21 protein-coding genes are annotated in these 24,642 nt (G+C 51.5%); 18 read left to right on the top strand and 3 right to left on the bottom strand.

Annotated elements, in window-relative coordinates:
- Positions 1 to 2: 2 nt before the first annotated feature.
- The 10 genes from murG (at position 3) to CIP100161_RS08010 (ending at position 12,975) form a co-directional block, all read left to right on the top strand.
- A complete protein-coding gene (gene murG, locus CIP100161_RS08055) occupies positions 3 to 1,082 on the top strand; it encodes an undecaprenyldiphospho-muramoylpentapeptide beta-N-acetylglucosaminyltransferase (protein ID WP_155873442.1) in 1,080 nt (359 codons plus the stop codon).
- Between the two features lie 18 nt (positions 1,083 to 1,100).
- Entirely contained in the window at positions 1,101 to 2,534 is a 1,434-nt protein-coding gene (gene murC / locus CIP100161_RS08050; RefSeq protein ID WP_155873440.1) for a UDP-N-acetylmuramate--L-alanine ligase, read from the top strand.
- Complete coding sequence (locus tag CIP100161_RS08045; RefSeq protein WP_155873438.1) at positions 2,531 to 3,187, top strand: cell division protein FtsQ/DivIB; 657 nt, start codon at positions 2,531 to 2,533, stop codon at positions 3,185 to 3,187. Before murC ends, CIP100161_RS08045 begins: the two co-directional genes overlap by 4 nt.
- A 390-nt stretch (positions 3,188 to 3,577) precedes the next feature.
- Positions 3,578 to 4,813, top strand: a complete 1,236-nt coding sequence (ftsZ, locus tag CIP100161_RS08040) for a cell division protein FtsZ (RefSeq protein WP_155873436.1) — start codon at positions 3,578 to 3,580, stop codon at positions 4,811 to 4,813.
- Positions 4,813 to 5,553 carry a peptidoglycan editing factor PgeF gene (pgeF, locus tag CIP100161_RS08035; RefSeq protein WP_155873434.1) on the top strand — a complete coding sequence of 247 codons (741 nt, stop codon included), beginning with the start codon at positions 4,813 to 4,815 and terminating at the stop codon, positions 5,551 to 5,553. The genes ftsZ and pgeF overlap by 1 nt, the downstream gene beginning before the upstream one ends.
- Positions 5,554 to 5,662: 109 nt before the next feature.
- Positions 5,663 to 6,112, top strand: coding sequence for a cell division protein SepF (locus tag CIP100161_RS08030; RefSeq protein WP_155873432.1), 450 nt, complete (start codon positions 5,663 to 5,665; stop codon positions 6,110 to 6,112).
- Between the two features lie 196 nt (positions 6,113 to 6,308).
- Positions 6,309 to 6,596, top strand: coding sequence for a YggT family protein (locus tag CIP100161_RS08025; RefSeq protein WP_155873430.1), 288 nt, complete (start codon positions 6,309 to 6,311; stop codon positions 6,594 to 6,596).
- Between the two features lie 341 nt (positions 6,597 to 6,937).
- A complete protein-coding gene (locus CIP100161_RS08020; protein WP_155873428.1) occupies positions 6,938 to 7,939 on the top strand; it encodes a DivIVA domain-containing protein in 1,002 nt (333 codons plus the stop codon).
- 396 nt (positions 7,940 to 8,335) lie between these two features.
- Positions 8,336 to 11,494 carry an isoleucine--tRNA ligase gene (gene ileS, locus CIP100161_RS08015; RefSeq protein WP_155873426.1) on the top strand — a complete coding sequence of 1,053 codons (3,159 nt, stop codon included), beginning with the start codon at positions 8,336 to 8,338 and terminating at the stop codon, positions 11,492 to 11,494.
- Between the two features lie 125 nt (positions 11,495 to 11,619).
- Positions 11,620 to 12,975 carry a DNA polymerase IV gene (locus CIP100161_RS08010; RefSeq protein ID WP_155873424.1) on the top strand — a complete coding sequence of 452 codons (1,356 nt, stop codon included), beginning with the start codon at positions 11,620 to 11,622 and terminating at the stop codon, positions 12,973 to 12,975.
- Here the strand turns inward: CIP100161_RS08010 and CIP100161_RS08005 are convergent, their stop codons facing one another.
- Positions 12,976 to 13,917, bottom strand: coding sequence for an asparaginase (locus CIP100161_RS08005; RefSeq protein ID WP_155873422.1), 942 nt, complete (start codon positions 13,915 to 13,917; stop codon positions 12,976 to 12,978).
- Between the two features lie 176 nt (positions 13,918 to 14,093).
- Between CIP100161_RS08005 and CIP100161_RS08000 the strand changes: the two genes are divergently transcribed.
- A complete protein-coding gene (locus CIP100161_RS08000) occupies positions 14,094 to 14,708 on the top strand; it encodes a hypothetical protein (protein ID WP_155873420.1) in 615 nt (204 codons plus the stop codon).
- Between the two features lie 84 nt (positions 14,709 to 14,792).
- Here CIP100161_RS08000 and CIP100161_RS07995 read toward each other — a convergent pair whose 3' ends face one another.
- Positions 14,793 to 15,758, bottom strand: coding sequence for a DUF6263 family protein (locus tag CIP100161_RS07995; protein ID WP_155873418.1), 966 nt, complete (start codon positions 15,756 to 15,758; stop codon positions 14,793 to 14,795).
- A 60-nt stretch (positions 15,759 to 15,818) separates the two neighbouring features.
- Here CIP100161_RS07995 and lspA point away from each other — a divergent pair, with 60 nt between their 5' ends.
- From lspA to CIP100161_RS07980, 3 genes are read left to right on the top strand one after another with little or no spacing between them, the layout of a single operon-like run.
- Complete coding sequence (lspA, locus tag CIP100161_RS07990) at positions 15,819 to 16,343, top strand: signal peptidase II (RefSeq protein WP_155873416.1); 525 nt, start codon at positions 15,819 to 15,821, stop codon at positions 16,341 to 16,343.
- Positions 16,340 to 17,266 carry an RluA family pseudouridine synthase gene (locus CIP100161_RS07985; RefSeq protein ID WP_155873414.1) on the top strand — a complete coding sequence of 309 codons (927 nt, stop codon included), beginning with the start codon at positions 16,340 to 16,342 and terminating at the stop codon, positions 17,264 to 17,266. The genes lspA and CIP100161_RS07985 overlap by 4 nt, the downstream gene beginning before the upstream one ends.
- 7 nt (positions 17,267 to 17,273) lie before the next feature.
- Positions 17,274 to 17,819, top strand: a complete 546-nt coding sequence (locus tag CIP100161_RS07980) for a hypothetical protein (RefSeq protein WP_155873412.1) — start codon at positions 17,274 to 17,276, stop codon at positions 17,817 to 17,819.
- Here CIP100161_RS07980 and rarD read toward each other — a convergent pair.
- Positions 17,793 to 18,671 (bottom strand): EamA family transporter RarD, encoded by an 879-nt coding sequence (rarD, locus tag CIP100161_RS07975; protein ID WP_155873410.1) that lies wholly within the window; start codon positions 18,669 to 18,671, stop codon positions 17,793 to 17,795. The two genes, CIP100161_RS07980 and rarD, sit on opposite strands and share 27 nt — an antisense overlap.
- Before the next feature lie 143 nt (positions 18,672 to 18,814).
- On the opposite strand from rarD, the gene dnaE reads away from it, so the two are divergent.
- Genes dnaE through CIP100161_RS07955 form a run of 4 tightly spaced genes read left to right on the top strand, consistent with a single transcriptional unit; the run spans position 18,815 to position 24,638 of the window.
- Positions 18,815 to 22,375, top strand: a complete 3,561-nt coding sequence (gene dnaE / locus CIP100161_RS07970; protein WP_155873408.1) for a DNA polymerase III subunit alpha — start codon at positions 18,815 to 18,817, stop codon at positions 22,373 to 22,375.
- A gap of 43 nt (positions 22,376 to 22,418) precedes the next feature.
- The gene (ilvA, locus tag CIP100161_RS07965; protein WP_155873406.1) at positions 22,419 to 23,717 is read left to right on the top strand and encodes a threonine ammonia-lyase IlvA; all 1,299 of its coding nucleotides are present in this window, start codon (positions 22,419 to 22,421) and stop codon (positions 23,715 to 23,717) included.
- Positions 23,718 to 23,740: 23 nt separating this feature from the next.
- Positions 23,741 to 24,382 carry a YigZ family protein gene (locus CIP100161_RS07960; RefSeq protein WP_155873404.1) on the top strand — a complete coding sequence of 214 codons (642 nt, stop codon included), beginning with the start codon at positions 23,741 to 23,743 and terminating at the stop codon, positions 24,380 to 24,382.
- A 25-nt stretch (positions 24,383 to 24,407) separates the two neighbouring features.
- The gene (locus CIP100161_RS07955; RefSeq protein ID WP_155873402.1) at positions 24,408 to 24,638 is read left to right on the top strand and encodes a hypothetical protein; all 231 of its coding nucleotides are present in this window, start codon (positions 24,408 to 24,410) and stop codon (positions 24,636 to 24,638) included.
- Positions 24,639 to 24,642 lie beyond the last annotated feature (4 nt).

The following is a 24,642-nucleotide window of genomic DNA, read 5'->3' as shown; positions in this document are numbered from 1 at the left end:
AAGTGAACACTCCACGAGTCGTAGTCGCAGGTGGCGGCACCGCGGGGCATATTGAGCCAGCGCTTGCCGTGGCAGAGTCGCTACGTCAACGAGGTGCAGAGGTTGTCGCACTTGGCACGACAAAAGGACTGGAAACGTCGATTGTCCCTGAACGCGGATTTGAACTACGACTGATCAACCCAGTGCCAGTTCCACGAAAAATAAATGCAGATTTGTTCAAGTTGCCGTTTCGACTATTGGCAACAATTTCTCAAACCCGCAAGATCTTAAAAGAATTCGATACCGATGTGGTCATCGGATTCGGCGGATACGTAGCAGCGCCTGCGTATATTGCAGCAAAACTTCAAAAAATTCCGTTTATCGTTCACGAGGCTAACGCTCGCTCCGGTATGGCCAACAAGCTTGGCGTTCGGCTCGGCGGTATGGGACTTAACGCGGTAGCTAACTCCGGCATGCCAGGAACTGTCGTGGGAATCCCCATCCGATCGTCATTGTCCGGCGACAACACCGCATTGGAACGAGCACAACAATTGTGGGGTCTGGATCCAAAGAAGAAAACCATCTTGATCACCGGTGGTTCCCAGGGTGCCCGTTCCATTAACGCTGCCGTGGCAGAAGGTATCGATGCGGTGTTAGCTGATCCGGACGTTCAAGTTCTCCATGCATATGGGCGTAAGAATTCTGCTCCTGAGGCACAAGAGCGCTATGTGCCAGTGGCATATATCGACGATATGGCCGCCGCCTATGCCATCGCAGATCTTGTGATCGGTCGTAGTGGTGCAATGACAGTAGCGGAAAATACTGCTGCTGGAGTTCCTGCCATTTATGTGCCATTACCGCACGGTAATGGTGAGCAGGGCCTTAACGCACAACCGTTAGTTGAGGAAGGCGCAGCGGTATTGGTTGCGGATTCTGAATTTAATGGTGAGGCATTTAGCTCATTGGTTGCCAAAATTTTAGGTGATCAAGAAACCTACACCACCATGATTACCGCAGCTAAGGAATCTGGCACTGCTAACGCTGCGGAGACGATTGCTGACATCATCTATTCCATTGTGAAAAATCACGATCGCAACAAATAAAAACAGAAGAGATAGAACATGAATTCAATCGACTTAAGCCGTGTCCATATGATCGGAATCGGCGGAGCGGGCATGTCGGGAGTAGCGCGCATCTTGTTGTCTCGCGGCAGCGTTGTCAGTGGTTCCGATGTTAAGGAATCTCGTCCGGTGGCTGCACTTCGAGCAATGGGAGCGACGATTGCGGTAGGGCATAAAGCTGAAAATCTAGCGGTCTCTGGTTCTATGCCGACGGTAGTTGTAACTTCCTTTGCTGCGATCCCACAAGATAACCCTGAGCTGCAAGAAGCACATGTCAATAACATTCCTGTTATTCGGCGATCGGACCTTTTGGGCGAGCTTATGGAGGGGCACCAGCAAGTTCTTATTGCAGGTACTCACGGCAAGACTTCCACGACATCGATGACTGTAGTTGCGCTTCAAGCGGCTGGAAAAGATCCTAGCTTTGCAATTGGTGGGCAGCTGAACAAAGCCGGAACGAATGCCCATGATGGTACCGGCGAAGCTTTTGTGGCGGAGGCCGATGAATCGGATGCTTCGTTGCTGCGGTATAAGCCAGACATCGCAGTAGTGACAAATATCGAGCCAGATCACTTGGATTTCTTTAAAACTTCTGAAGCCTATTTCAAGGTGTTTGATGACTTTGCTGAGCGTGTCCAGCCAGGCGGAACACTTATTGTGTGTTTGGATGATCCGCATGCTGCGGCATTGGGGGAGAAGTTTAAAGATCGTATGACGGTTCGCGGCTATGGGTCATCTGCTGCAGCCCAACAGTATCCAGATGTAGCCCTTACCGTTGTTGAGCACACGGAAGTTGGGCCCGCTGGTACCCGCGCTCGTATCACAGTTGGGGACGATACGGTTGATGTGATTATACGTATTCCTGGACACCACATGGTGCTCAACGCATGTGCAGCTTTGACTGCGGGCGTGACCGCCGGTGCTGAATTGGAACGACTCGCTGCTGGTATTAGTGATTTTAGTGGTGTTCGTCGGCGTTTTGAATTCCATGGTCGTGTTTCTGGTGGAGCATTTCACGATGTAGAAGTCTATGACGACTACGCACATCATCCGACTGAGGTGACAGCCGTTCTTAAAGCTGCACGGCAGCAGCAGGAAGCGCGTGATATTGGGCGAGTCGTGGTGGTTTTTCAGCCACATCTTTATTCTCGTACGTTGGAATTTGCTGCTGAATTTGCTGAGGCATTATCGCTTGCCGATCATGCAGTGATCCTCGACATTTTTGGTGCGCGCGAGCAGCCTGTTGAAGGCGTGGATTCGCGTATTATTTCGGACAAAATGACAATACCTGTCGTCTTTGAGCCCAACTTCTCGGCAGTTGCGGCGCAGGTGAAAAAGATTGCCCAGCCCAACGATATTATCGTCACTATGGGCGCCGGTAGCGTGACCATGCTTGCCGACGAAATCCTTACTGCGTTACGGGAGAGCGAATGAAAAAGCGTATTGCCATTGTGAGTAGCATCGTGCTGCTTATTGTGGCGATTGCTGGCGGTTGCCTGTGGGCTTTTCCCATCATGACCGTCCAAAAATTCGAGATTGATGGTGCTGTGCGTAGCTCTGCAGAAGACGTTGAAACTGCAAGTGGGATTGCAAAAGGTACCAACATTGTTCGAGTTGCAGCTCATGATGCTGCAGGAAGCGTCATACAACTTCCTTGGGTACGTTCGGCTACGGTAACACGGTTATTCCCCAACACGGTTCGTATTGAGGTTGTCGAACGAACCGATGTGGGGTTTGTGGATCGTAGCGATGGGCAACATCTTTTTGATGAAAAAGGTCGTGCGTTTGCTATTGATTCGCCTTCTGAAGGCTCAGTAAGAGTCACGAGCCTATCGCAGGATGACCCCGAGGTTCTTTCTGCTGTGGCGGAGACTATTTCAGCTATTGATCTAGGAGTTCGTTCCACCATCGATCATATCGAGGCACCGGATCGTTATTCGTTAAATCTTGTGTTGCATGATGGACGGCAGATTTTTTGGGGCTCGTCGGAGTCGGCTCATGATAAAGCGGCAACGTTAATGATTGCTTTGAGTAGAGCAGAACAGCGTCTTGATATCAGTGGAGCACCGGTGATAGCCCTCCGTTAGAACTTTGTGATCCCTTCTCACCGAGAATCTATGGGGTCATTCAAAAGGTGTAATTTCCTTTAGTCTTGCACAGGTGTGGCCATGGCGCCACGCCTGTTTTTTATGTATCTCGATGAGATGATTCTTAAAGATAAAGGTGGGGCGCAAGTGGTGTAGTGTGGATCCTCATGTGATGCATGTTTCCGCATGTCAAAACCCTAAAGTAAAGCTTTAGAGTCTAGACACGCCGCCGAAAATGTCCGCCACCTTGGCGTATTTTTCCCTCAAGATAGATGGAAGTGCGTTGTTGTTGAAGCAATGCTGCTCTCCATGGTGTCTGTGGGGTGCGGCGGGGCAATCGGTGCATCGCAAGTGAACGTTTTCCCACAAAAGTGAAAGGCGAGTCTCTTAATGACTTCCCCAGATAATTACCTCGCCGTAATCAAGGTTGTTGGTGTCGGCGGCGGCGGTGTAAACGCCGTTAACCGAATGATCGAAGAGGGACTAAAAGGTGTTGAGTTTATTGCGGTCAACACCGACTCTCAGGCATTGATGTTCTCTGATGCCGATGTCAAGCTCGACATCGGGCGAGAAGCTACTCGCGGCCTTGGTGCTGGTGCAAACCCTGAAGTTGGACGTGCATCAGCAGAAGATCACAAAAACGAGATTGAAGAAACCCTTAAAGGGGCGGACATGGTCTTCGTTACTGCCGGTGAAGGTGGCGGTACTGGTACCGGTGCGGCGCCAGTAGTTGCGGGAATCGCTAAACGCTTGGGTGCACTTACCGTCGGCGTGGTGACACGTCCGTTCAAGTTTGAGGGGCCACGCCGTACCCGCCAAGCAATGGAAGGAATCGATGCACTGCGTGAAGTTTGCGACACGCTCATCGTTATTCCCAATGATCGCCTACTTCAGCTTGGCGACGCCAATATCACCATGGTTGATGCGTTCCACGAAGCAGACCGCGTGCTTCACAATGGTGTCCAAGGTATTACCGATCTGATTACCATTCCTGGTCTGATTAACGTTGACTTCGCCGACGTCCGCTCTGTTATGCACGATGCGGGCTCCGCCTTGATGGGCGTTGGTTCTGCATCTGGTGAGAATCGAGTGCTCACTGCTGCTGAACAAGCAATTAACTCACCACTACTGGAATCCACGATGGAAGGCGCCAAGGGAGTTTTGCTTTCCGTTGCAGGTGGCTCAGACCTGGGTCTGCAAGAAGTCAACGAGGCAGCATCCATGGTCCAAGAAAAAGCAGATGAGGATGTTAACCTCATCTTCGGAACGATTTTCGACGACAACCTCGGCGACGAGGTTCGTATTACCGTGATTGCTACTGGTTTTGACGGTGAAAAGAATTCCCTCGATCGTCAACGCGAAGCTGTGCAGCCAGCTGCTTCACAACCAGCACCCGCGATGGAAACCAATCCAACTCCTGCGCCTGATCGTTCTGCTTCGACGTCGTTGTTCGGAGATTCGGATAGCGCTCCTCGTCATCGCTTGAATGAGGAACCTGCTCCGCGACGCACTTCCCATGATTCTGAGGGAATGTACACGCGCCGCTCGGAGCCTCGCGAATCCTATCGTGATCGGCGTTCTGATGACTTCGATGACGATCTCGATATTCCAGACTTCCTACGCTAATGAGTACATCTGTGCACAACCGTCCTGTTCGTAAGGTTTTCACCAATCGATTAGGAGGGGTATCGCAACCGCCATTTAGCTCTTTTAACCTTGGCGATCACGTGGGTGATGACCCAGCATCTGTGGCTGCTAATCGTAAGCGTCTCGCCTCGATAATTGGTTTACCGAAAACGTCGCTGGTGTGGATGGAGCAAATACATTCCAACACTGTGACTGTGGTAGATGAGGCAAATAAAAACAGCGGTGTTGTACCTGCTACTGACGCAATAATTACCACTGAGCGTGGTCTTGCATTGTGTGTTTTGGTGGCTGATTGTGTACCTGTACTTATCTCGGATACTGAAGCTGGTGTAATTGCGGCGGTCCATGCAGGGCGGCTGGGCGCTCGTAACGGGATCGTCGCAAAAACAGTGGAAGCCATGACAACATTGGGTGCTAATCCTCACAACATGCACGTGTTGATGGGGGCTGCGGCCTCGGGGAAAAACTACGAGGTGCCAATACAGATGGCGGAAGACGTCGAAAAGCATCTGCCAGGTTCCATATGTACAACGCATAAGGGGACCACGGGTATTGATGTTCGAAAAGGGCTTATTAGGCAATTACTTGGGCTAGGAGTGCGGGCAATTGACGCAGATCCTCGCTGTACTATTGAAGATCAAGATTTTTTCTCATATCGCCGTGAGGGTGAAACGGGAAGGCAAGCGGGAGTTATCTGGCTCCCCGAAGAACAAAAATAAATATCAAATCATCTGATTTGTTATTTGTCTGTGTCGCTCTATCGGCACAGGCAAAAATCCACGTAGTTTAATCAATGAGAAGCAGCTCAGTTTAAGAGGGGACACCAACATGTCGTTTGTAAAGAAGACCAAGAATTTCTTCGGCCTCGATGGCGAAGCAGATCCGTACATGGAGCATTCCGACGCGTACTATGACGAGCCTCGCTATGAACCGGCTCCGGCATATTCTGCGCCTCGCTACGAGGAACCAACCTACGCTTCGGCACGCCCGCGCGCTGCTCGTCCCATGCCAACTCACATCGTGCCAGTCCGCCTTCTCACTTACTCCGATGCTGCAATCAAGGTGGGCGACCCCTTCCGCGATGGCGACGCAGTGGTGTTTGACATGAGCGACATGAATAAGGGCGAAGCAAAGCGCATTATCGATTTTGCCGCTGGTCTGTGTTTTGCTCTACGTGGTCAGATGCGCAAATTGGACGGACGTATCTTCGCACTTGTACCAGAGTCGGCGTCTGTGGATGAAAACGACCTCAAACATGCTGCTGGTCTGATTCACTAAGCGTTTCTCGTGTGTATCTCTTGAAAAGAGTGCTCACTTTAGAAACATCATGCCTTAATAGTAAAGCGCCTTTTCTTCGCTAAAACTTTGCCATTGTCCCTCGGCTTAGGTTTAGATGGAGGAAGGCGTTTTTCTATGCCTACTCCTAGTCAATTCGCGGCGGGAGTTTCAGTGCTGCTGATGTGAAAGGTGCGTTGTGCGCGAAGTCCTAGGCATTCTCCTTAATTTGATTAAAATCTATGAATTGATACTTATCGGTCGAATTATCGTTGAGATGATTCGATCCTTTTCTCGTAATTTCCAAGCACCACGGTGGTTCATGATCTTTGCCGAATTTTTATTCGTGCTCACGGATCCGCCAGTGAAATTCCTGCGCCGTTGGATTCCGCCAATGCGTATGGGAAACGTTGCTCTCGACGTCTCCATTTTGGTGTTATTTTTCATCCTCTTCTTTATCAAGTATGCGATCATTGTGGCCATGTAGTGTCTTGGCAATTGTGCGATCTCATGCTTCTATAGCGATGTGGTAATGAGGTGGGGCGAAAAGTCCACCCAAAATAGGGGGTGTTCTCGGTGAGAATGCCCTACTTATGTCCGAAATTGTCGCGATCGGGCATGTTTTGTTAAAAAATCCGCGTACAAGGGCCTGTTTCACGGAAAAAGTTTCTGGAATCGGTAGTATCTGAGTAGATACACACGGAATTGTTGTTGTAAATTCCGCAAAAATCTTGGCATATATGCCGCGAACTACGTAATGTGAACAAATAAGCCCGCGTACGTGAAAGAAGTTTATGTACGCAGATGAATCTCGAAGGGAAGAGTTCCATGCCGCTGACTCCAGCCGATGTGCACAACGTCGCTTTCAGCAAGCCACCAATCGGCAAGCGAGGCTACAACGAGGACGAGGTCGATCAGTTCCTGGATCTGGTGGAGGATACCCTCGCTGAGATTCAAGAAGAAAACGATGATCTTCGTCAGCAGATTGAAGAGTTGCAGTCTTCACCTCGCGCAGAAGACTCGAAGCCGGCTGCTGCACCTGCCGCAGTGAGCTCCCTAGATGAGACTAAGCTGCGTAAGGAAATTGAGGCTAAGGTCGCTGCTGAGTACCAGGCCAAGCTGGCTGATGCTCAAAAGGCTACTGAGCGCGCTCAGGCAGAGTTGAAGACAGCTCGTGAAGAGGCTGACTCTGCGAAGGCAGCCGCTAAGAAGGCTGAAGAGGCTGCACGTGTGGCAGCATCTGCGGCTCCTAAGGCACAGCCAGTTGCAGCTGCAGCTCCGGTTGTAACTGATGGTGGTGCCGCAACCGTTGACACCCATCTGCAGGCAGCAAAGGTCTTGAGCATGGCTCAGGAAATGGCTGACCGCCTTACCGCAGAAGCAGACAGCAACTCCAAGTCGATGCTGAGCGAAGCTCGCGCAGCTGCTGAGAAGCAGGTTTCCGATGCAGAGGCAAAGGCAAAGACCACCTTGGCAGATGCCCGCCAGAAGGCTGAGAAGCAGTTGGCTGATGCTGACGCTCGTTCCAAAGCACTCGTTTCTGATGCGGAAAAGAAGTCCGCTCAGACTCTATCGGATGCTAATACTCGCGCTGAGGCGCAGGTTCGCCAGGCTGAGGAGAAGGCTAATGCTTTGCAGGCAGATGCAGAGCGTAAGCACACTGAGATCATGGCGACGGTGAAGCAGCAGCAGAACGCTTTGGAAAGCCGGATTTCCGAGTTGCGGACCTTCGAGCGTGAATACCGTACTCGCCTCAAGACTCTGCTACAGACGCAGCTCGACGAGTTGGAAAGCCGTGGTACATCGGCCCCAGAAGAGAAGAACGTCTAGTTTTTCTGAGACGACATAGCGCACACGCCCTGTAGGTTTAGTATCTACAGAGCGTGTATTTTTGTTTTCTCGTCTAGTACAACAAGCTAGGACAACAAGATTGAGAATGACCCTGTTGGGGGCAAGAGTTTCTAATTTGACTTCACTGGGTATAATTTCATGATAGACGACGCTGATCCAGCTATCACTGGGGAGTCTTCGGAAGAACCACTTCCTTCACTGTTTTGCGCATTGTGGAAGTGCAGTAGAACCGAACGGGTGGGACCGTCATCTCTTTCACGAACGAAGCGGAGCTTACATCAGATGCCTCTGGTGGAATGCTCAAGCGGGGTGGTACCGCGCGGAAACGCGTCCCCGTACTTTAAGGCAGAATGCTTGCGAAAGTGAAGGAGAAAAATGTCAGACGCAGTTGGTGGAGTATATCCACGCGTAGATATGTCCGGTGGAACCAATGTGTTCCCAGATATGGAACGCCAAGTCTTGGAGTACTGGAAAGACGACGAGACTTTTAAAGCTTCGTTGACTAATCGCGAGGAAAATCCTGAGTACGTGTTCTACGATGGTCCTCCTTTTGCCAATGGTTTGCCACACTATGGACATCTGCTTACCGGCTATGTTAAAGACATCGTGCCTCGTTACCAGACCATGAAGGGCAAATTAGTTAATCGCGTATTCGGTTGGGATTGCCATGGTCTTCCTGCTGAGCTGGAGGCTGAAAAGCAGCTTGGTATCAAAGACAAAGGCGAGATCGAGGCGATGGGTCTTGAGTCCTTTAACAATTACTGCGCGAAGTCGGTCTTGGAGTACACCCAAGAGTGGAAAGACTACGTGACGCGCCAGGCTCGCTGGGTGGACTTTGATAACGGTTACAAGACCATGGATATGGATTTCATGGAATCTGTTATGTGGGCCTTTAAGACCCTCTATGACAAAGGCCTGATCTATCAAGGCTTCCGCGTCTTGCCTTATTCGTGGGCTGAGCACACGCCTTTGTCTAATCAAGAAACGCGTCTCGACGACTCCTACAAGATGCGTCAGGATCCGACCCTGACGGTCACGTTCCCTATCACTGGCGTAAAAGATGGCAGTGCAGCTGATGCCTCTCTCGTAGGCGCATATGCGCTGGCGTGGACCACCACACCATGGACATTGCCATCGAACTTGGCATTGGCTGTTAACCCCCAGGTTAACTATGTCGAGGTGAAGGTAGGTGAACAGGGTGCTGAGGCAATTCGTGGTCAACGCGTGTTGCTGGCTGAGGCTCTCGTCGGCGCCTATGCCAAGGAGCTGGGTGAAGACCATGAAGTGCTTGCGGTTCGTCCAGGCAGTGAGCTCGTTGGTCTGACCTATCAGCCAATCTTTAATTACTTCGCTGACCATGAAAATGCTTTCCAGATTTTGGCAGCAGAATATGTGACCACCGAAGACGGTACAGGCATCGTCCACCAAGCGCCTGCTTTTGGTGAAGACGATATGAATACCTGTAAAAATTATGGCATTGAGGTTGTCATTCCGGTTGATATGGACGGAAAGTTCACTTCTTTGGTGCCGGAATACCAAGGACAGCTCGTATTTGACGCAAATAAGAGCATTATTGCTGATCTTAAAGCTGCAGGTCGCGTTGTGCGCCACCAGACCATTGAGCACTCCTATCCGCATTCTTGGCGCTCTGGCGAACCACTTATCTACATGGCGTTGCCATCGTGGTTTGTGGAGGTCACCAAGGTACGCGATCGCATGGTCGAGCTAAACAAAGAGATAGACTGGATGCCATCTCATATCCGTGATGGCCAGTTTGGTAAGTGGCTTGAAGGCGCGCGTGACTGGAACATTTCCCGTAACCGTTACTGGGGTTCGCCTATTCCAGTGTGGGTATCGGATGATGAAAACTACCCACGTGTAGATGTCTATGGTTCTTTGGAAGAACTTGAGCGTGACTTCGGTGTTCGTCCGGAATCTTTGCACAGGCCGCATATTGATGAACTTACGCGTCCGAACCCAGATGATCCGACTGGTAAATCGACGATGCGTCGTGTTCCAGAGGTTTTAGACTGCTGGTTTGAATCCGGCTCGATGCCTTTTGCTCAAAAGCATTACCCCTTTGAGAACAAAGACTGGTTTGATACCCATTCACCTGCGGACTTTATCGTCGAGTACTCCGGCCAGACCCGTGGTTGGTTCTACACGTTGCATGTTCTTGCCACGGCGTTGTTTGATCGCCCTGCGTTTAAGAAGGTCGTAGCGCACGGAATCGTACTGGGAGACGACGGCACCAAGATGTCGAAGTCGCGTCGCAACTACCCGGATGTTAATGAGGTATTCAACCGAGATGGTTCCGATGCTATGCGTTGGTTCCTGATGAGCTCTCCGATCCTGCGGGGTGGCAACTTGATTGTCACCGAGCAGGGCATTCGTGAGGGTGTACGCCAGGCACTGTTGCCGATGTGGAATGCGTATAGCTTCTTGCAGCTGTATTCTTCTAAGCCAGCACAATGGTCAGTTGATTCCTCTGACGTTTTGGATCGTTATATCCTCGCTAAGCTGCACGATGTGGTAGCTGCCGTCGGTGATGCTTTGGATAACACGGACATTGCACGTGCATGTGACGAGGTTCGTACTTTCTGCGATGCGTTGACCAACTGGTACGTTCGTCGTTCTCGCGATCGTTTCTGGGTGGGTGATACTGAGCATCCAGAGGCGTTTAACACCTTGTACACAGTCCTTGAGACTCTCACCCGTGTGACGGCACCGCTATTGCCTATGGTTTCTGAGGTCATCTGGCGTGGACTCACGGGTGAGCGCTCGGTTCACTTGGCCGACTTCCCTCAGGCCGATCAATTCCCAGCCGATGACGATCTTGTTCGCGCAATGGATGAGGTCCGTGGTGTTTGCTCGGCTACCAGCTCGGTGCGTAAGGCACACAAGCTGCGTAACCGTTTGCCACTGCCTAAGGTCACCGTTGCGTTGCCAGAATCGGCACGGTTGGCAGATTTCGCGGATATCATCCGCGATGAGGTTAACGTAAAGGAAGTTGATCTTACCTCTGACGTCGATAGCGTCGGCCGCTTTGATGTTGTGGTCAACGCTAAGGTTGCAGGTCCTCGTCTAGGCAAGGAGGTTCAGCGCGCTATCAAGGCTGTCAAGTCTGGTAACTATGAGCGTCGTGGAGATGTTGTCGTAGCTGATGGCATTGAGCTTGTTGCTGGGGAATTTACGGAGCGTCTCGTCGCTGCAGATCCCGATTCCACCACTCAGATCGATGGAGTTGATGGCCTCGTGGTTTTGGATATGACATTGACCGAAGAGCTTGAAGCTGAGGGCTGGGCTGCAGACGTTATCCGTGGTTTACAGGATGCTCGAAAGGCTTCGGGATTTGAGGTTTCCGACCGAATCAAGGTTCAGCTTGTCGTTCCTGAAGAAAAGAAGGAATGGGCGCTGCGTCACGCTGACATGATTGCTCGCGAAGTGCTAGCTACCTCTTTTGAGGTTGTCACCGGTGAGCCTGCGGAGCACGCTATTGTAGCAGGTGTTACAGCCACGGTTCAAAAGGTTTAAAATAATTACTTTGTAACCAAGCAAAAGAGGGCAGTGCTGCGCTAAGCGGCACAGTCCTCTTTTGTCATTTCGTCGAAAAGTAGAGGATTAGACAGCGACCGATAAGTCGAACTAATGTTTGGTGTATGCAACGCTGGGTGATTCATGTTGATATGGATGCATTTTTTGCGTCTTGTGAGCAACTGACTCGTCCGACGCTTCGGGGGCGGCCGGTTCTTGTAGGTGGTACGAGTGGTCGTGGGGTGGTTGCGGGTGCATCGTATGAGGCGCGTACTTTTGGAGCCCGATCTGCCATGCCGATGTACCAGGCTAAAGCGCTCATTGGCATGCGTGGAGTAGTGGTGAGTCCGCGGTTTCCGGTGTATCGAGCGGCGTCGCAACGAGTCTTTTCCATTTTGGAGCGTATGGGCGGAATCGTTGAAAAGATTTCTATCGACGAGGGGTTTGTCGAACCGCCTGAGCTTTACGGTGCAAGCGCAAGTGATGTTGATACATGGGCGCAGCGGTTGCGAGCCGCAATCCGTGAAGAGACAGGTTTGCCAGCTTCTGTAGGAGGGGGTGCGGGAAAACAAGTTGCCAAGATTTGTTCCGATCTGGCTAAACCTGACGGTATTTACCTGTGTGCTGCAACGGAGCATGAAGACAAAATGTATCCGCTACCTGTAGGCCGTTTGTGGGGTGTAGGTCCGGTCACGCGGACAAAGTTGCAGCAGCTTGGGGTGGAAACTATCGGCGATCTAGCTCGTATGAGCGAACGGGAAGTTGATATTAGCCTGGGCACAACGGTGGGCAGAAGTTTATGGCGCCTAGCCCAAGGCCACGACGATCGTGAAGTGGCACCACGTGCTATCGCAAAACAGATCTCTGTAGAACACACATACCCAGAGGACCTTGTTACTTCGCGAGCGGTGGATACCGCCATCATTCGGGCGTCACGGGAAAGTCATCGACGATTGCTTGACGACGGTCGTGGGGCACGAACTGTGAGCGTAAAGCTCCGAATGGCGGATTTTAGGATCAAATCGCGTTCAGCAACATTGCCCTATGCGACCGATAATCTAGATACAGTTACTGCCACCGCATTAAAGCTGGCACGATACCCCGATGAGGTTGGTCCAATACGCCTCGTCGGTGTTGGTCTTTCTGGTCTTGAAGATGCCCGCCAAGACATACTTTTCCCTGAATTAGATCGAGTAGTTCCTATTAAAGACACCGATTTTGAAGTAGGGGTAAGCGACCCCCATGATTCTGACTTGGAGATCTCTACTACTGATGAGTCACCCCCAGCAATCGGGTGGCGGGCGACTCAAGATATTTGGCATCCGGACTATGGGCACGGCTGGGTACAAGGATTGGGACACGGCAAGATCACTGTCCGTTTTGAAACCCGCACCACAGGACCTGGCAAAGTGCGCACGTTTGACACTAACGACGCTCTCTTGAGCAGCGCAGATCCTGTCGACAGCCTAGATTGGTCTTAACTACAACAACGTAGCGGGATGCACACCGCTGGCAATGGCGATTGCCAGCAAAACACGAGCTTGTCCTGATCGGAAATACGTTGAGCTTACAGCCCCTTTGGCCGCGAGCGTCTTGCCGCCACCGGCACCGCCGTAGGCGCCCAATACCTCGCCTCGGGGGACTCGGGTAGAAATGACAACAGGGATCCCCGCATCAAGTGCCTCACCAAGTGCAACCCCAATGTCAGTTCCGACATTGCCAGACCCCATGGCTTCAATGACAAGACCTTGGGCGCCGGCAGCGAGTGCTGCGTCGATAAGCCGTCGGGGCGCGCCGGGGTAGGCGGGGATGATATCGACTACAACATCGCCTAGTGCAGTGGGTGCAATGGGATCGGCTCGTCGAGGTTCTTCTGGGCCATTAGTCGCGAATGCTAAATCGTCTGAAGTGTGCCATTTAATGCAACCACGCGCTGGGATCACTGCGTGGCCGAATACGATCAAAACGCCGATGTCTCGCGCTGAGGTATCGGATGCGATCATGATTGCTTCAAACAGATTTCCGGGGCCGTCAGCTTCTGGATGGTTAAAAGGTTTTTGTGCTCCGGTGAACACCACGGGGCGAGAATCGCTATGGAAAGTATCAACGGCGATGGCGGTTTCTTCCAGGGAATCCGTCCCGTGCGTAACCACGACGCCAACGACTGTGTCATCTTCTAAAGCATTATGCGTTGCTGCGACAATGTCATCGATATCGCGTAGCGTCATGGAAGAAGAATCAAGTCGATGTAATTCACGAGTCTCAATATCGAGTGCTCCGGCAAAGCGCTGACGAATGGGTGCAACAAGTTCGTCGCCTGAAACGGTAGGGATAAGCGCACCATTGGGGTCTGCGGTACACGATAGTGTGCCACCGGTAGTAAGGACTATGACTTTGGGCAATGATTCAGTTTCGCTGCTCATGATCTACAACACTGCCATATTTTCCGGTGAGAAATGTAGCAATAAGGGGCGCCGTATGTGAGAATGGCTCTTTCGACGGCTACCATGCCTTAGTAGACCGACTGCTCGGGTGCATGTGGTGGACCGAAGAATTCGATTGGCATCATCACGGCAACGAGCCGACAAGAGGAGTATTTGTGAAGCTATCTAAGATCGTGGCAGCGACTGCTACTGCAGCAGCAGTAATCTCTCTTGCTGCATGTTCCGACGATTCGTCGGACTCCAAGACCTCGCAGAGTGCAACCTCCAGCGAAGCCTCGTCTGCCGCTGAAGCAGCTCCTGCAGAATTACCAACTGCTGAAGAACTCAATGCAATTTTGGCAGTGGCAACTGATCCTGCTGCTCCCGTGGAACAAAAAGTTGCCACAGTTCAGGGTGGAGAGACTGCCCCCGAGCTGTTTGAAACCATGACTGCTTCTAAGCAGGAATCTGGCGCTAACTTCCAAGTGGTGCCGCCAATTCTTCCGGGTTATACTCCCAATTCAGTTCTGGCAACCGTGAATTTCACGTTGCCTGACAAGGAAGCACAACCAGCTGAGAATGTTGAGTTTATTTATGAAAATGGTACGTGGAAGCTTTCCCAGTCGTGGGCTTGTACGCTGATTAAGAACACTGTGGCTCCCGAGCAAATCCCAGCAATGTGCGCTGATCCAGCTGCCCCAGCACCAGAAGGGCAACCGGCACCAGAGCAGGCTCCGGCACCTGCCGCGCCAGCACCTGAGCAGGCACCCGTAGCTCCTGCTCCTCAGTAATAGCTTTTTATATTAACAACGGGGCTTCGTTAGGCTTTCATATTTGCAGTGAAAGCGCGTAAACGAAGCCCCGTTTGATGCTGTTTATGGGGTAGAAAACTCCACGGACGTTGTGGAATCTTGAACGACTCGCACATCTTTATCGCGCTCGCCGTAGATCACCCGAGTGGTGTAGCGGAGTGCTCCTTGGGCAGGAAGCGGTTGAGAAAGATTAAGACGAAGGTTGCCAGTGCTGGTGGTATTTGCGTTGAGGACCTGCAATGTGGTGCCTTGGGCCTCGATTGCTCCGAGCGCAGGGCGTTGTGAGATCGCAACATCGAGTTCAACATCATTGCCTTTGAGAGACTTTAACGTAAACGTGGTGGTCTGCAGCATTGTTGCTTCACCTGTAACGCGTGAGTCCACGGTCCAACGGGCGGAGGGGCCAATTGGCTCTTCGGGGAAAATGATGGGGATGTTGACCATCTTCATTAAGAACCGTTCCATAAGTGCTCGGCCATTATCGCTGGCATCTACCGGAGCTGCGAGATTAACTGAGCTAATACGCCCATTGTCGGCTCCGAACCAACCCAGCTGGAATCCGTCTGCAGATGCAATATCGTGTGCATGCTCGAGGTCATCGATATCAGGATTACTAATCACAGCGGTGGCTGAGCGTTGGGAATCATCACGAGCAGCTGACAGTGCGGCATCGACGGTTAGCGTGGTCACGTCACCGCCTTTAGGGGCTGTTGGATCTAGCTGAGCTGCACTTTCAGTGTGCTGTGTTAAACCATCTGAGATCTTGATACGTCGATTCGTTTGCACCCCATCATCGTGATAGGTCACGAGTTGTTGGGGTGCATTGCCATAGTCAAGAACGGTAATTCGAGGAGTATCTACAGGTGCGCCGATTGCTTGTTCCACTTTTGGACGAGCCGACTTTGATGAAGGGGTATCAGAGCTACACGCACTGAGACTAAGTGCTGTAACAGTGACAAGACACATGCTCATACTTACTTGGCATAAACGGCGAGAAAATGTTGGATTTTGTAGGCGCACCAGCGTCATTTTAGCGGGGTTAGCCTGTCGGTTGTTAGTTTGAGGTGGATTTTTGCCAAGATATAAGGCGTGAGTCTAACGGACAGGAGTAATCCAGAGGCACGACGTCAAAAACAAAGCCAGACGTGGGTTGGTGTCATGGCAGTCATCATCGCGCTCGTGGCACTTGTTGATCAACTGGTAAAAGTGTGGATGCTTTCGGCATTGCGTGATGGGAACATCATCTACCTAATAGAGGATTGGTTCCGGTTGCGGTTGCTGTTTAATTCCGGAGCGGCATTTTCTATTGGAGAAAACGCTACTTGGGTATTCACGTGTATCCAGTTGATTTTTGTCATTGGAATCGTCGCTACGATGCGTAAAATCAAAGATCCGTGGCAAGCTGTCGGCCTCGCGTTGATTGCGGGGGGTGCGTTAGGCAACCTTATTGATCGGTTATTTCGAGCGCCAGCATTTTTTATCGGCCATGTTGTGGACTTTATTTCGGTAGGAAATTTTGCGGTTTTTAACATTGCCGATAGCGCCATTAGCTGTGGCGTGGTTCTTGTTGTTATCGCAATGCTGTTGGAAAGCCGTAAGGAGGGGAAGGAATGAGCCGTGAACAAAGATCGTTGCCGGTCCCTGAGGGGTTAGCAGGCATGCGTGTCGACGCCGCCCTGAGCAAGCTTTTAGGTATTTCTCGAACCGCGGCTGCGGATCTTGCTATTGCCGGCGATGTAGTTGTCGATGGACATTGCGTCGGAAAATCAGACCGCTTGTCTGAGGGGCAGTGGCTCGATGTCACACTTCCTGAAGTCCGCGATCTTACGCCACGCGAAGAACTCATCGAGGGTATGGACATCTTGTACTCCGATGATGATGTGATTGCCGTGAATAAACCAGTCGGTGTCGCAGCTCATCCCACCTTGGGATGGGAAGGACCGACCGTGATCGGTGGTCTTGCTGCTGCAGGTTTTCGGATTTCTACCTCGGGTCCGCCAGAACGCAAAGGAATCGTGCAGCGCCTCGACGTTGGTACCTCTGGCGTGATGGTTATCGCGGCTTCGGAACGCGGATATTCTGTACTCAAGCGAGCTTTCAAAGAACGTACGGTTACTAAGACCTATCACTCGCTAGTACAAGGGCATATGGATCCGCTGAGCGGTACGATTGATGCGCCCATTGGGCGGCACCCTTCGGCTGGCTGGCGTTTTGCCGTGACAACGGACGGAAAGCACGCTGTTACTCACTATGAAACAATTGAGGCATTTGCAGAGGCGTCGTTACTTCGTATTCATCTAGAAACAGGACGCACCCACCAAATTCGTGTGCACATGTCTGCACTGCACCATCCTTGTTGCGGCGATCCCATGTATGGATCGGATCCTGCGCTTTCTGAGCGTCTGGGTCTTGACCGGCAATGGCTGCATGCTGTGTCTTTGGGTTTTCACCATCCAGCGGACGGGCGATGGGTAGAAATCGAGTCGCCGTATTCGAATGATCTGCAGCATGCGCTCGATGTGCTAAGAAGCGAGTAATGCAGACGTGGATTCCTTTGATCGCCGTCGCATCGTTGCGGCTCTGTTGAGTATTGCATTGTTAATGCTTGGGGTTGCGGTGCTGTCGACCTCAGATAAAACGGCAAAGCCAATGAATATCAACGGCGATCAACTAGGACGGAATCGGGACGAAACGAGCCAAGACTATGCCATTCGAGCGCAGAAAACACTCGAGACGGCGTCGGAACCAGCCTTTGCACTCGTCGCGTTTCCACAGCTTATCGACGCCAATACAGCAGGGGATATAGCAGAAAAAGCCGGTATCATGCGGGTCAATGCCGTACTTCTCGGGCAAGGGCCCGCATTAGATCTGCCCGAACCAACGGGAAATGCCAACCGTGGTCACGTTATTTCTGAACAATGCCGGATGCGTGGTGGTGATCCGGAAACTATTGCGGCGCTCGTAGTGTATGCGCCGGGCGATCAACTCCGGCGCGTGGCTGCGTCGAAACGCGTTGCGACGGTGGAGGTTCTTCCACCTGACGCTGCATGGGGGCGAATCGGTCTACTCGCTCCTGTTGTGGAGTCGTAACGTTCTGTGGCGACGCTGTAGGAGGACGTCGCCAATGTACATAGCGACGGAAATCCAAATGATGCCAAAACCTACCCATTTCAGTGGTTCGATATGCTCATTGACCACAAAGACAGCCCACAGCATTTGGAATGTGGGCGTCATGTATTGCAACATGCCGATCGTTGAAAGCGGAATGAATTTCGTGGCCAATCCGAAAAGAAGTAGTGGGACTGCGGTAATGGCACCAGCGCTAATAAGTAATCCTGCATGCTCTGGGCCGTGGGAAACGAAAGTACCTGGACCGGTTATTTCGAGGTAAATGATGTAGCCCAGAGCCAGAGGCAACAGCACGAAGGTTTCTGCGGTAAGTGAAGCAGCTGCAGAGATTGTGACTTTCTTTTTTACTAGCCCATAAAAGCCGAAGGAGAGCGCGAGACTTAAAGAAAGCAGGGGAGCGCTGCCGCCGAAGACGGAAAGAACCACAACGGCAGCCGCAGCGATCACCACGCTCAGTGATTGCAAAGGGCGTAGGCGTTCTCGAAGGAAAGCAACACCCAAAACGACGTTGACAATAGGATTAATAAAATAGCCAAATGCTGCGTCAGCCACGTGACCGGTATTAACCGCAATTACGTAAATAAGCCAGTTGGCGGCAATGAGAATCGAGGCTAGCGCTAGGCGTAACCATTGACTTTTCCCTGCAGATAACAGCTCGCGCCACTGGCGGGTTATCACGACCACGATGGCCATGAACACGCCTGTCCACAAAATTCTGTGCGCGATAATTTCTAATGGCGCGGCCGGAAGAAGCAGCGGGAAAAATGCTGGGAAGAGGCCCCAGAGTAGGTACGCCAGAATTCCGTAGATCATTAGGGAACACTTACCCTTCCTGTGAGGTGGGTAGCAAGTTTTGCCCCCGATAGCTCACCCAAAAATATTAATGAAAATTATTGTTAATAGCCTGTGTGCTGGGCACTCGTTTTGATGAAGTAGAACCATTAGACTGTCTGGCTATGGCCAAAAAATCTTCCTTTGTTCACTTACATAACCACACCGAGTATTCCATGCTCGACGGAATGGCAAAGGTGGACATGTTGGCAGAAGAGGTTGTCCGACAGGGCATGCCTGCAGTTGGTATGACAGACCACGGCAATATGTTCGGATCTGATGCTTTTTACCGAGCGATGAAAGCCGCCGGTGTAAAACCCATCATCGGAATTGAAGCATATATGGCACCAGGCTCGCGCTTACACAAAGAACGCGTGCGTTGGGGCGAACCACATCAAAAGTCTGACGACGTCTCCGCGTCGGGTGCTTACCTTCACCAAACCATGCTTGCAGAAAACGTAGAGGGCCTTCACAATCTTTTCTACTTATCCTCGATGGCATCGTACGAAGGCCAGTTGGGTAAATGGCCTCGCATGGATGCTGAGCTCATCGCAGAACATGCCACCGGCATTATTGCGACTACCGGTTGTCCCTCCGGTGATGTTCAAACGCGTCTTCGCTTGGGGCAGTTCGACGAAGCCCTCGAAGCTGCCGCCATGTGGCAAGACATTTATGGCAAGGAAAATTACTTCCTAGAGCTCATGGACCACGGCCTCGAGATTGAGAATCGAGTCCGCTCAGAGCTCTTAGAAATTGGCCGAAAACTCGATCTGCCTCCGTTGGTAACCAACGACTGCCACTATGTGTTGGAATCGCAGGCCCCCGCGCACGAAGCAATGTTGTGTGTGCAAACAGGTAAGACCTTAAGTGACCCCGATCGATTCAAATTCGACGGATCGGGCTACTACATCAAAACTGCTGAGCAAATGCGGGAAACGTGGGATTCATTGGTTCCACAAGCATGTGACAACACGCTGTGGATTGCAGAGCGTGTTCAAGACTATGGCGAGATTTGGGAACCACATCCCCATGATCGTATGCCTATTGCAGATGTGCCAGAGGGGCACACCCCAACCTCATGGTTGCGCCACGAGGTGCACGAGGGCTTGCGTATGCGATTCAATGGTGGAGAAGTGCCACAAAACTACATTGAACGTGCTGAATTCGAAATCGATGTTATCGATATGAAGGGCTATCCTTCCTACTTCCTTATTGTGGCCGAGCTCATCAAACACGCACGTTCCATTGGCATTAGGGTAGGACCAGGTCGTGGTTCCGCGGCTGGTGCACTAGTTGCTTATGCATTGACCATTACTAACATCGATCCTATGGAGCATGGCCTTCTCTTTGAGAGGTTCTTGAACCCAGAGCGTCCCTCTGCACCAGATATCGATATTGACTTCGACGATCGCCGACGCGGTGAGATGATCCGATACGCGGCTCAACGATGGGGCGAAGACAAGATCGCCCAAGTGATCACGTTCGGTACCGTGAAAACCAAACAGGCGCTGAAAGACTCAGCACGAGTGCAATATGGTCAAGAAGGCTACAAAATGGCCGACCGTATTACCAAGGAACTCCCGCCAGCAATCATGGCGAAGGATATCCCATTATCCGGAATCATGGATCCAGAGCATCCTCGATATGGCGAGGCAGGTGAGGTGCGTCATCTGATTGAAACAGATCCAGATGTGCGCAAGATCTACGACACCGCTCGTGGCCTTGAAGGCGTCGTACGACAGGCCGGTGTGCACGCCTGCGCCGTGATTATGGCCAGCGTGCCGCTGCTTGAGCATATTCCTATGTGGAAGCGTGCTAACGACGGCGCCTTGATTACCGGCTGGCCGTATCCTGCATGTGAAGCCATCGGATTGTTGAAGATGGACTTCCTTGGTCTGCGTAACCTGACCGTGATCGGTGACTGTCTAGAAAACATCAAGATCAATCGGAATGAAGAACTTGATCTTGAAGGTCTACAAACCGACGATCCCAACGTCTATAAGCTGCTATCCAGTGGCGATACTTTGGGCGTGTTCCAGCTTGACTCCGGTGGCATGCAGGAATTGCTGAAACGTATGCAACCAACGGGCTTCAACGATATCGTGGCGTCTCTCGCGCTGTATCGCCCGGGCCCTATGGGTGTGAACGCGCACTGGGACTATGCAGATCGTAAAAATGGTCGAAAGCCTATCGAACCGATCCACCCAGAACTTGAGGAACCACTGAAGGAAATTCTTGAAGAAACCTATGGTCTGATCGTGTATCAAGAGCAGATCATGGAGATTTCTCGCAAGCTGGCCAACTACACTGCTGGCGAAGCAGATGGATTCCGTAAAGCAATGGGTAAGAAGAAACCTGAGGTGCTGGCCAAGGAGTACAAGAAGTTCTCTGAGGGTATGTTCTCCAATGGTTATTCTAAAGCAGCTGTCGACGCGTTATGGGGAACAATTGAGCCGTTCGCATCCTACGCGTTTAACAAGTCTCACGCGGCAGGCTATGGGTTAGTGTCCTACTGGACCGCCTACCTTAAGGCCAACTACACCGCGGAATATATGGCGGCGTTGTTGACCTCGGTGGCAGACAAGAAGGACAAGTCTGCGATCTATCTTTCCAACTGCCGGCATCTTGATATTTCGGTGTTGTCTCCAGATGTGAATGAGTCCCACCTAAACTTCATGCCAGTTGGTGAGGACATCCGCTTTGGTCTTGGCGCAGTGCGTAACGTGGGTGAAGATGTTGTGGCTGCGATTATTAAGGCACGCGAAGAAAAAGGTCCTTTCACCGATTTTTCGGATTACTTAGACAAAATCGATATCACCGCATGCAACAAGCGTGTGACCGAATCCTTGATTAAGGCCGGCGCTTTTGATTCTATGGATCATCCTCGCAAGGGCTTGCTTCTGATTCATGAGGATGCAGTTGATGCGGTTACCAGCACGAAGAAGGCTGCGGATAAGGGGCAGTTCGATCTCTTTGCAGGTCTTGGTGCAGATGCTGACGAGGTCAATAACGTTTTTGCGGTTCAAATTCCGGATGCACAGTGGGATAAAAAACATCAGCTTGCACTCGAGCGAGAAATGCTTGGTCTTTATGTCTCTGGTCATCCGCTCGATGGATACGAAGAAGCACTGGAAGCACAAACCGATACCCCATTGACCACTATTTTGAGTGGTGAGCTACGTAATGGTGCAGAAGTCACAATTGGCGGAATCATTTCCGGCGTGGATCGTCGCTACTCTAAGAAAGACGGATCTCCGTGGGCAATCGTTACGATGGAAGATCACCATGGTGCACAGGTGGATCTGCTTGTGTTCAACAAGATCTATGCCATTGTCGGTCCGCAGATCGTGGAAGACAACATCATCCTTGCTAAAGCTCACGTGAGCATTCGCGACGATCGTATGTCGCTGTTTTGTGATGACCTCAAGGTCCCAGAATTGGGACCGGGTAATGGCGCTGGTCTACCGCTGCGTCTTACCCTCCGAACTGATCAATGCACTATGGAAAACATTGCCAAGCTCAAGCAGGTGCTCTCTAATAACAAAGGAGATTCCGACGTATACCTGAATGTGGTTCACGGCGAAGAAAAAACAGTGATGATTTTGGGCGAACACCTGCGAGTTAATCGCAGCGGAAATCTCATGGGCGACCTGAAAGCCACCATGGGTCCGGGCATTTTGGGGTAGGGGTTAGGCAGCAGTAGTACCCCCGTGGTTAAAATTGTTGCCCATGAGTAAAGAAGCAGAAAACCAGCAGGTCACCTTCGGCACAATTCACGCCGCTGATATTCAAATGGCACAATCGCGAATTTCTGCTTCTATTGCTCCAACTCCTCTGCAGTATTGCCCACGGTTGTCGCAAATGACGAGATGCGAAGTCTATCTCAAGCGCGAAGACCTTCAAGATGTTCGTTCCTATAAGATCCGTGGTGCTGTTAATGCGATCTCGCAACTGACAGAGGAACAACGCGTGGCAGGGATCGTGGCGGCGTCGGCAGGCAATCATGCCCAAGGCGTGGCCTTTGCTTGCCGAACCATGGGGATCAAAGGTCGAATCTACGTTCCAGCAGCAACGCCTAAGCAAAAACGCGACCGCATCATGGTCCACGGTGGTGACGCTGTAGAACTCGTCGTCACCGGTGCCAACTTTGATGAAGCGGCAGCTGCTGCTCGCGAGTGCGCCCGCGTCGAAGGCGCAACAATGGTAGAACCTTTTGATAACCGCGATACCGTCATCGGCCAAGGAACCGTAGCGGCAGAAATCTTGGCGCAATTAACAACTCTGGGTAAAACGCTTGATACCGTCGTCGTGCCTGTTGGCGGTGGCGGATTGCTTTCCGGCGTTGTTAGCTATCTTGCTGATATGGCGCCACGCACTGCGATTGTTGGCGTAGAGCCGGAGGGCGCGGCATCTATGCGAGCTGCACTGGATGCACACGGTCCTGTGACTTTGGACAATGTTGATCCATTTGTCGACGGTGCCGCTGTGAAACGTATCGGTGATCTTAACTATCACATCATCGAACACAACCAAGGTCGTATTCACCCGATCAGCGTTAATGAAGGCGCTGTGTGTACTGAGATGCTTGACTTGTACCAAAACGAGGGAATTATTACAGAACCCGCAGGTGCGTTGTCGGTTACTGGCTTGAAAGAGTTGTCACTAGGAAGCGGGGACGTCGTTGTCTGCATTATCTCAGGTGGTAACAACGATGTGCTGCGTTACGGGGAAATCATGGAGCGCTCCCTCGTTCATCGCGGACTCAAGCACTACTTCTTGGTCAATTTCCCTCAAGAGCCAGGGCAGTTACGCACTTTCCTCAACGACATCTTGGGCCCAGATGATGACATCACTTTGTTTGAGTATCTCAAACGCAACAACCGTGAAACCGGAACTGCGCTCGTAGGACTTCAGCTCGGGGTTGCTTCCGAACTCGACGGTCTGCTCGAGCGAATGAATGCTTCGCGCATTGATTGCCGGCGACTGGAACCAGGAACGCCAGAGTATAGTTACCTCGTTAATCTGTAACAACTCGGACGAAAAGGAGAGCGGTGGACCTCTACCGTAGGCCTGTTGCCCACGAGGAATTTCGTAACGAAATCGAGATTAAACGGTCACGATTTATCACAGTAATTCGACGGGCTACGACGGAACAAGAAGCTAGAGACGTTATCAATGAACTGAAAAATGAATTCCCTGATGCACGTCACCACTGCAGCGCATTTATAGTTCATGTGGACGATGCAGTTCCCGTGGAACGCTCAAGCGATGATGGTGAACCTTCTGGAACTGCAGGAACTCCCATGCTCGACGTCGTCCGTGGTAGTGGTCTGCTAGACATCGTTGCGGTCGTCGTTCGCTATTTCGGTGGCGTAAAACTGGGCGCAGGTGGGCTAGTTCATGCCTACTCTGATTCGGTATCGCAGTGCCTTGAATTGGTTCACAGCGTACAACGTAGGCGTCGAGAGCTATATACTATCGACGCTAACCATAGCGATGCTGGCAGGTTGGAATCTGAGTTACGGCGCCGAGATATTGATATTGTTGATGTCTCCTATAGCAACCGAGTGACGATGACGATCGCGATTGAAATTGGGCAGCGAGAACAGACCCAGGGATTATTGTCTTCTCTTACTTCGGGCGCGGCAGTTTTGCGAGAAGCTGGGGTGTCATGGATTGAATCGGCATCCTAAGCTGTGCTGCATTAGTATCTAGAGCATGACTATGCAAAGGCGTCCTATTAATAGCATTGAACAGCGCAAATTGGAAGTGCGTAAGTATTCTCGCAACGCCGTGGTGTCCGTTGCTGGTGGAGTAGTCGGCGGCATTGCTCTCGCCCTTATTGCCGAGTCGGCAACATGGCTTGTCATCGGCCTGGTCATCGCTGTAGTGGGCGGTTGGGTTAATTGGTCTAAGGTTCAAAAAATAGTCAACCATAAGGACGTATAGCGCC

Source organism: Corynebacterium rouxii, assembly GCF_902702935.1.
Lineage (GTDB): Bacteria > Actinomycetota > Actinomycetes > Mycobacteriales > Mycobacteriaceae > Corynebacterium > Corynebacterium rouxii.
The sequence above is the reverse complement of the archived record's forward strand: the minus strand, read 5'-3'. Positions and strand labels throughout refer to the sequence as shown.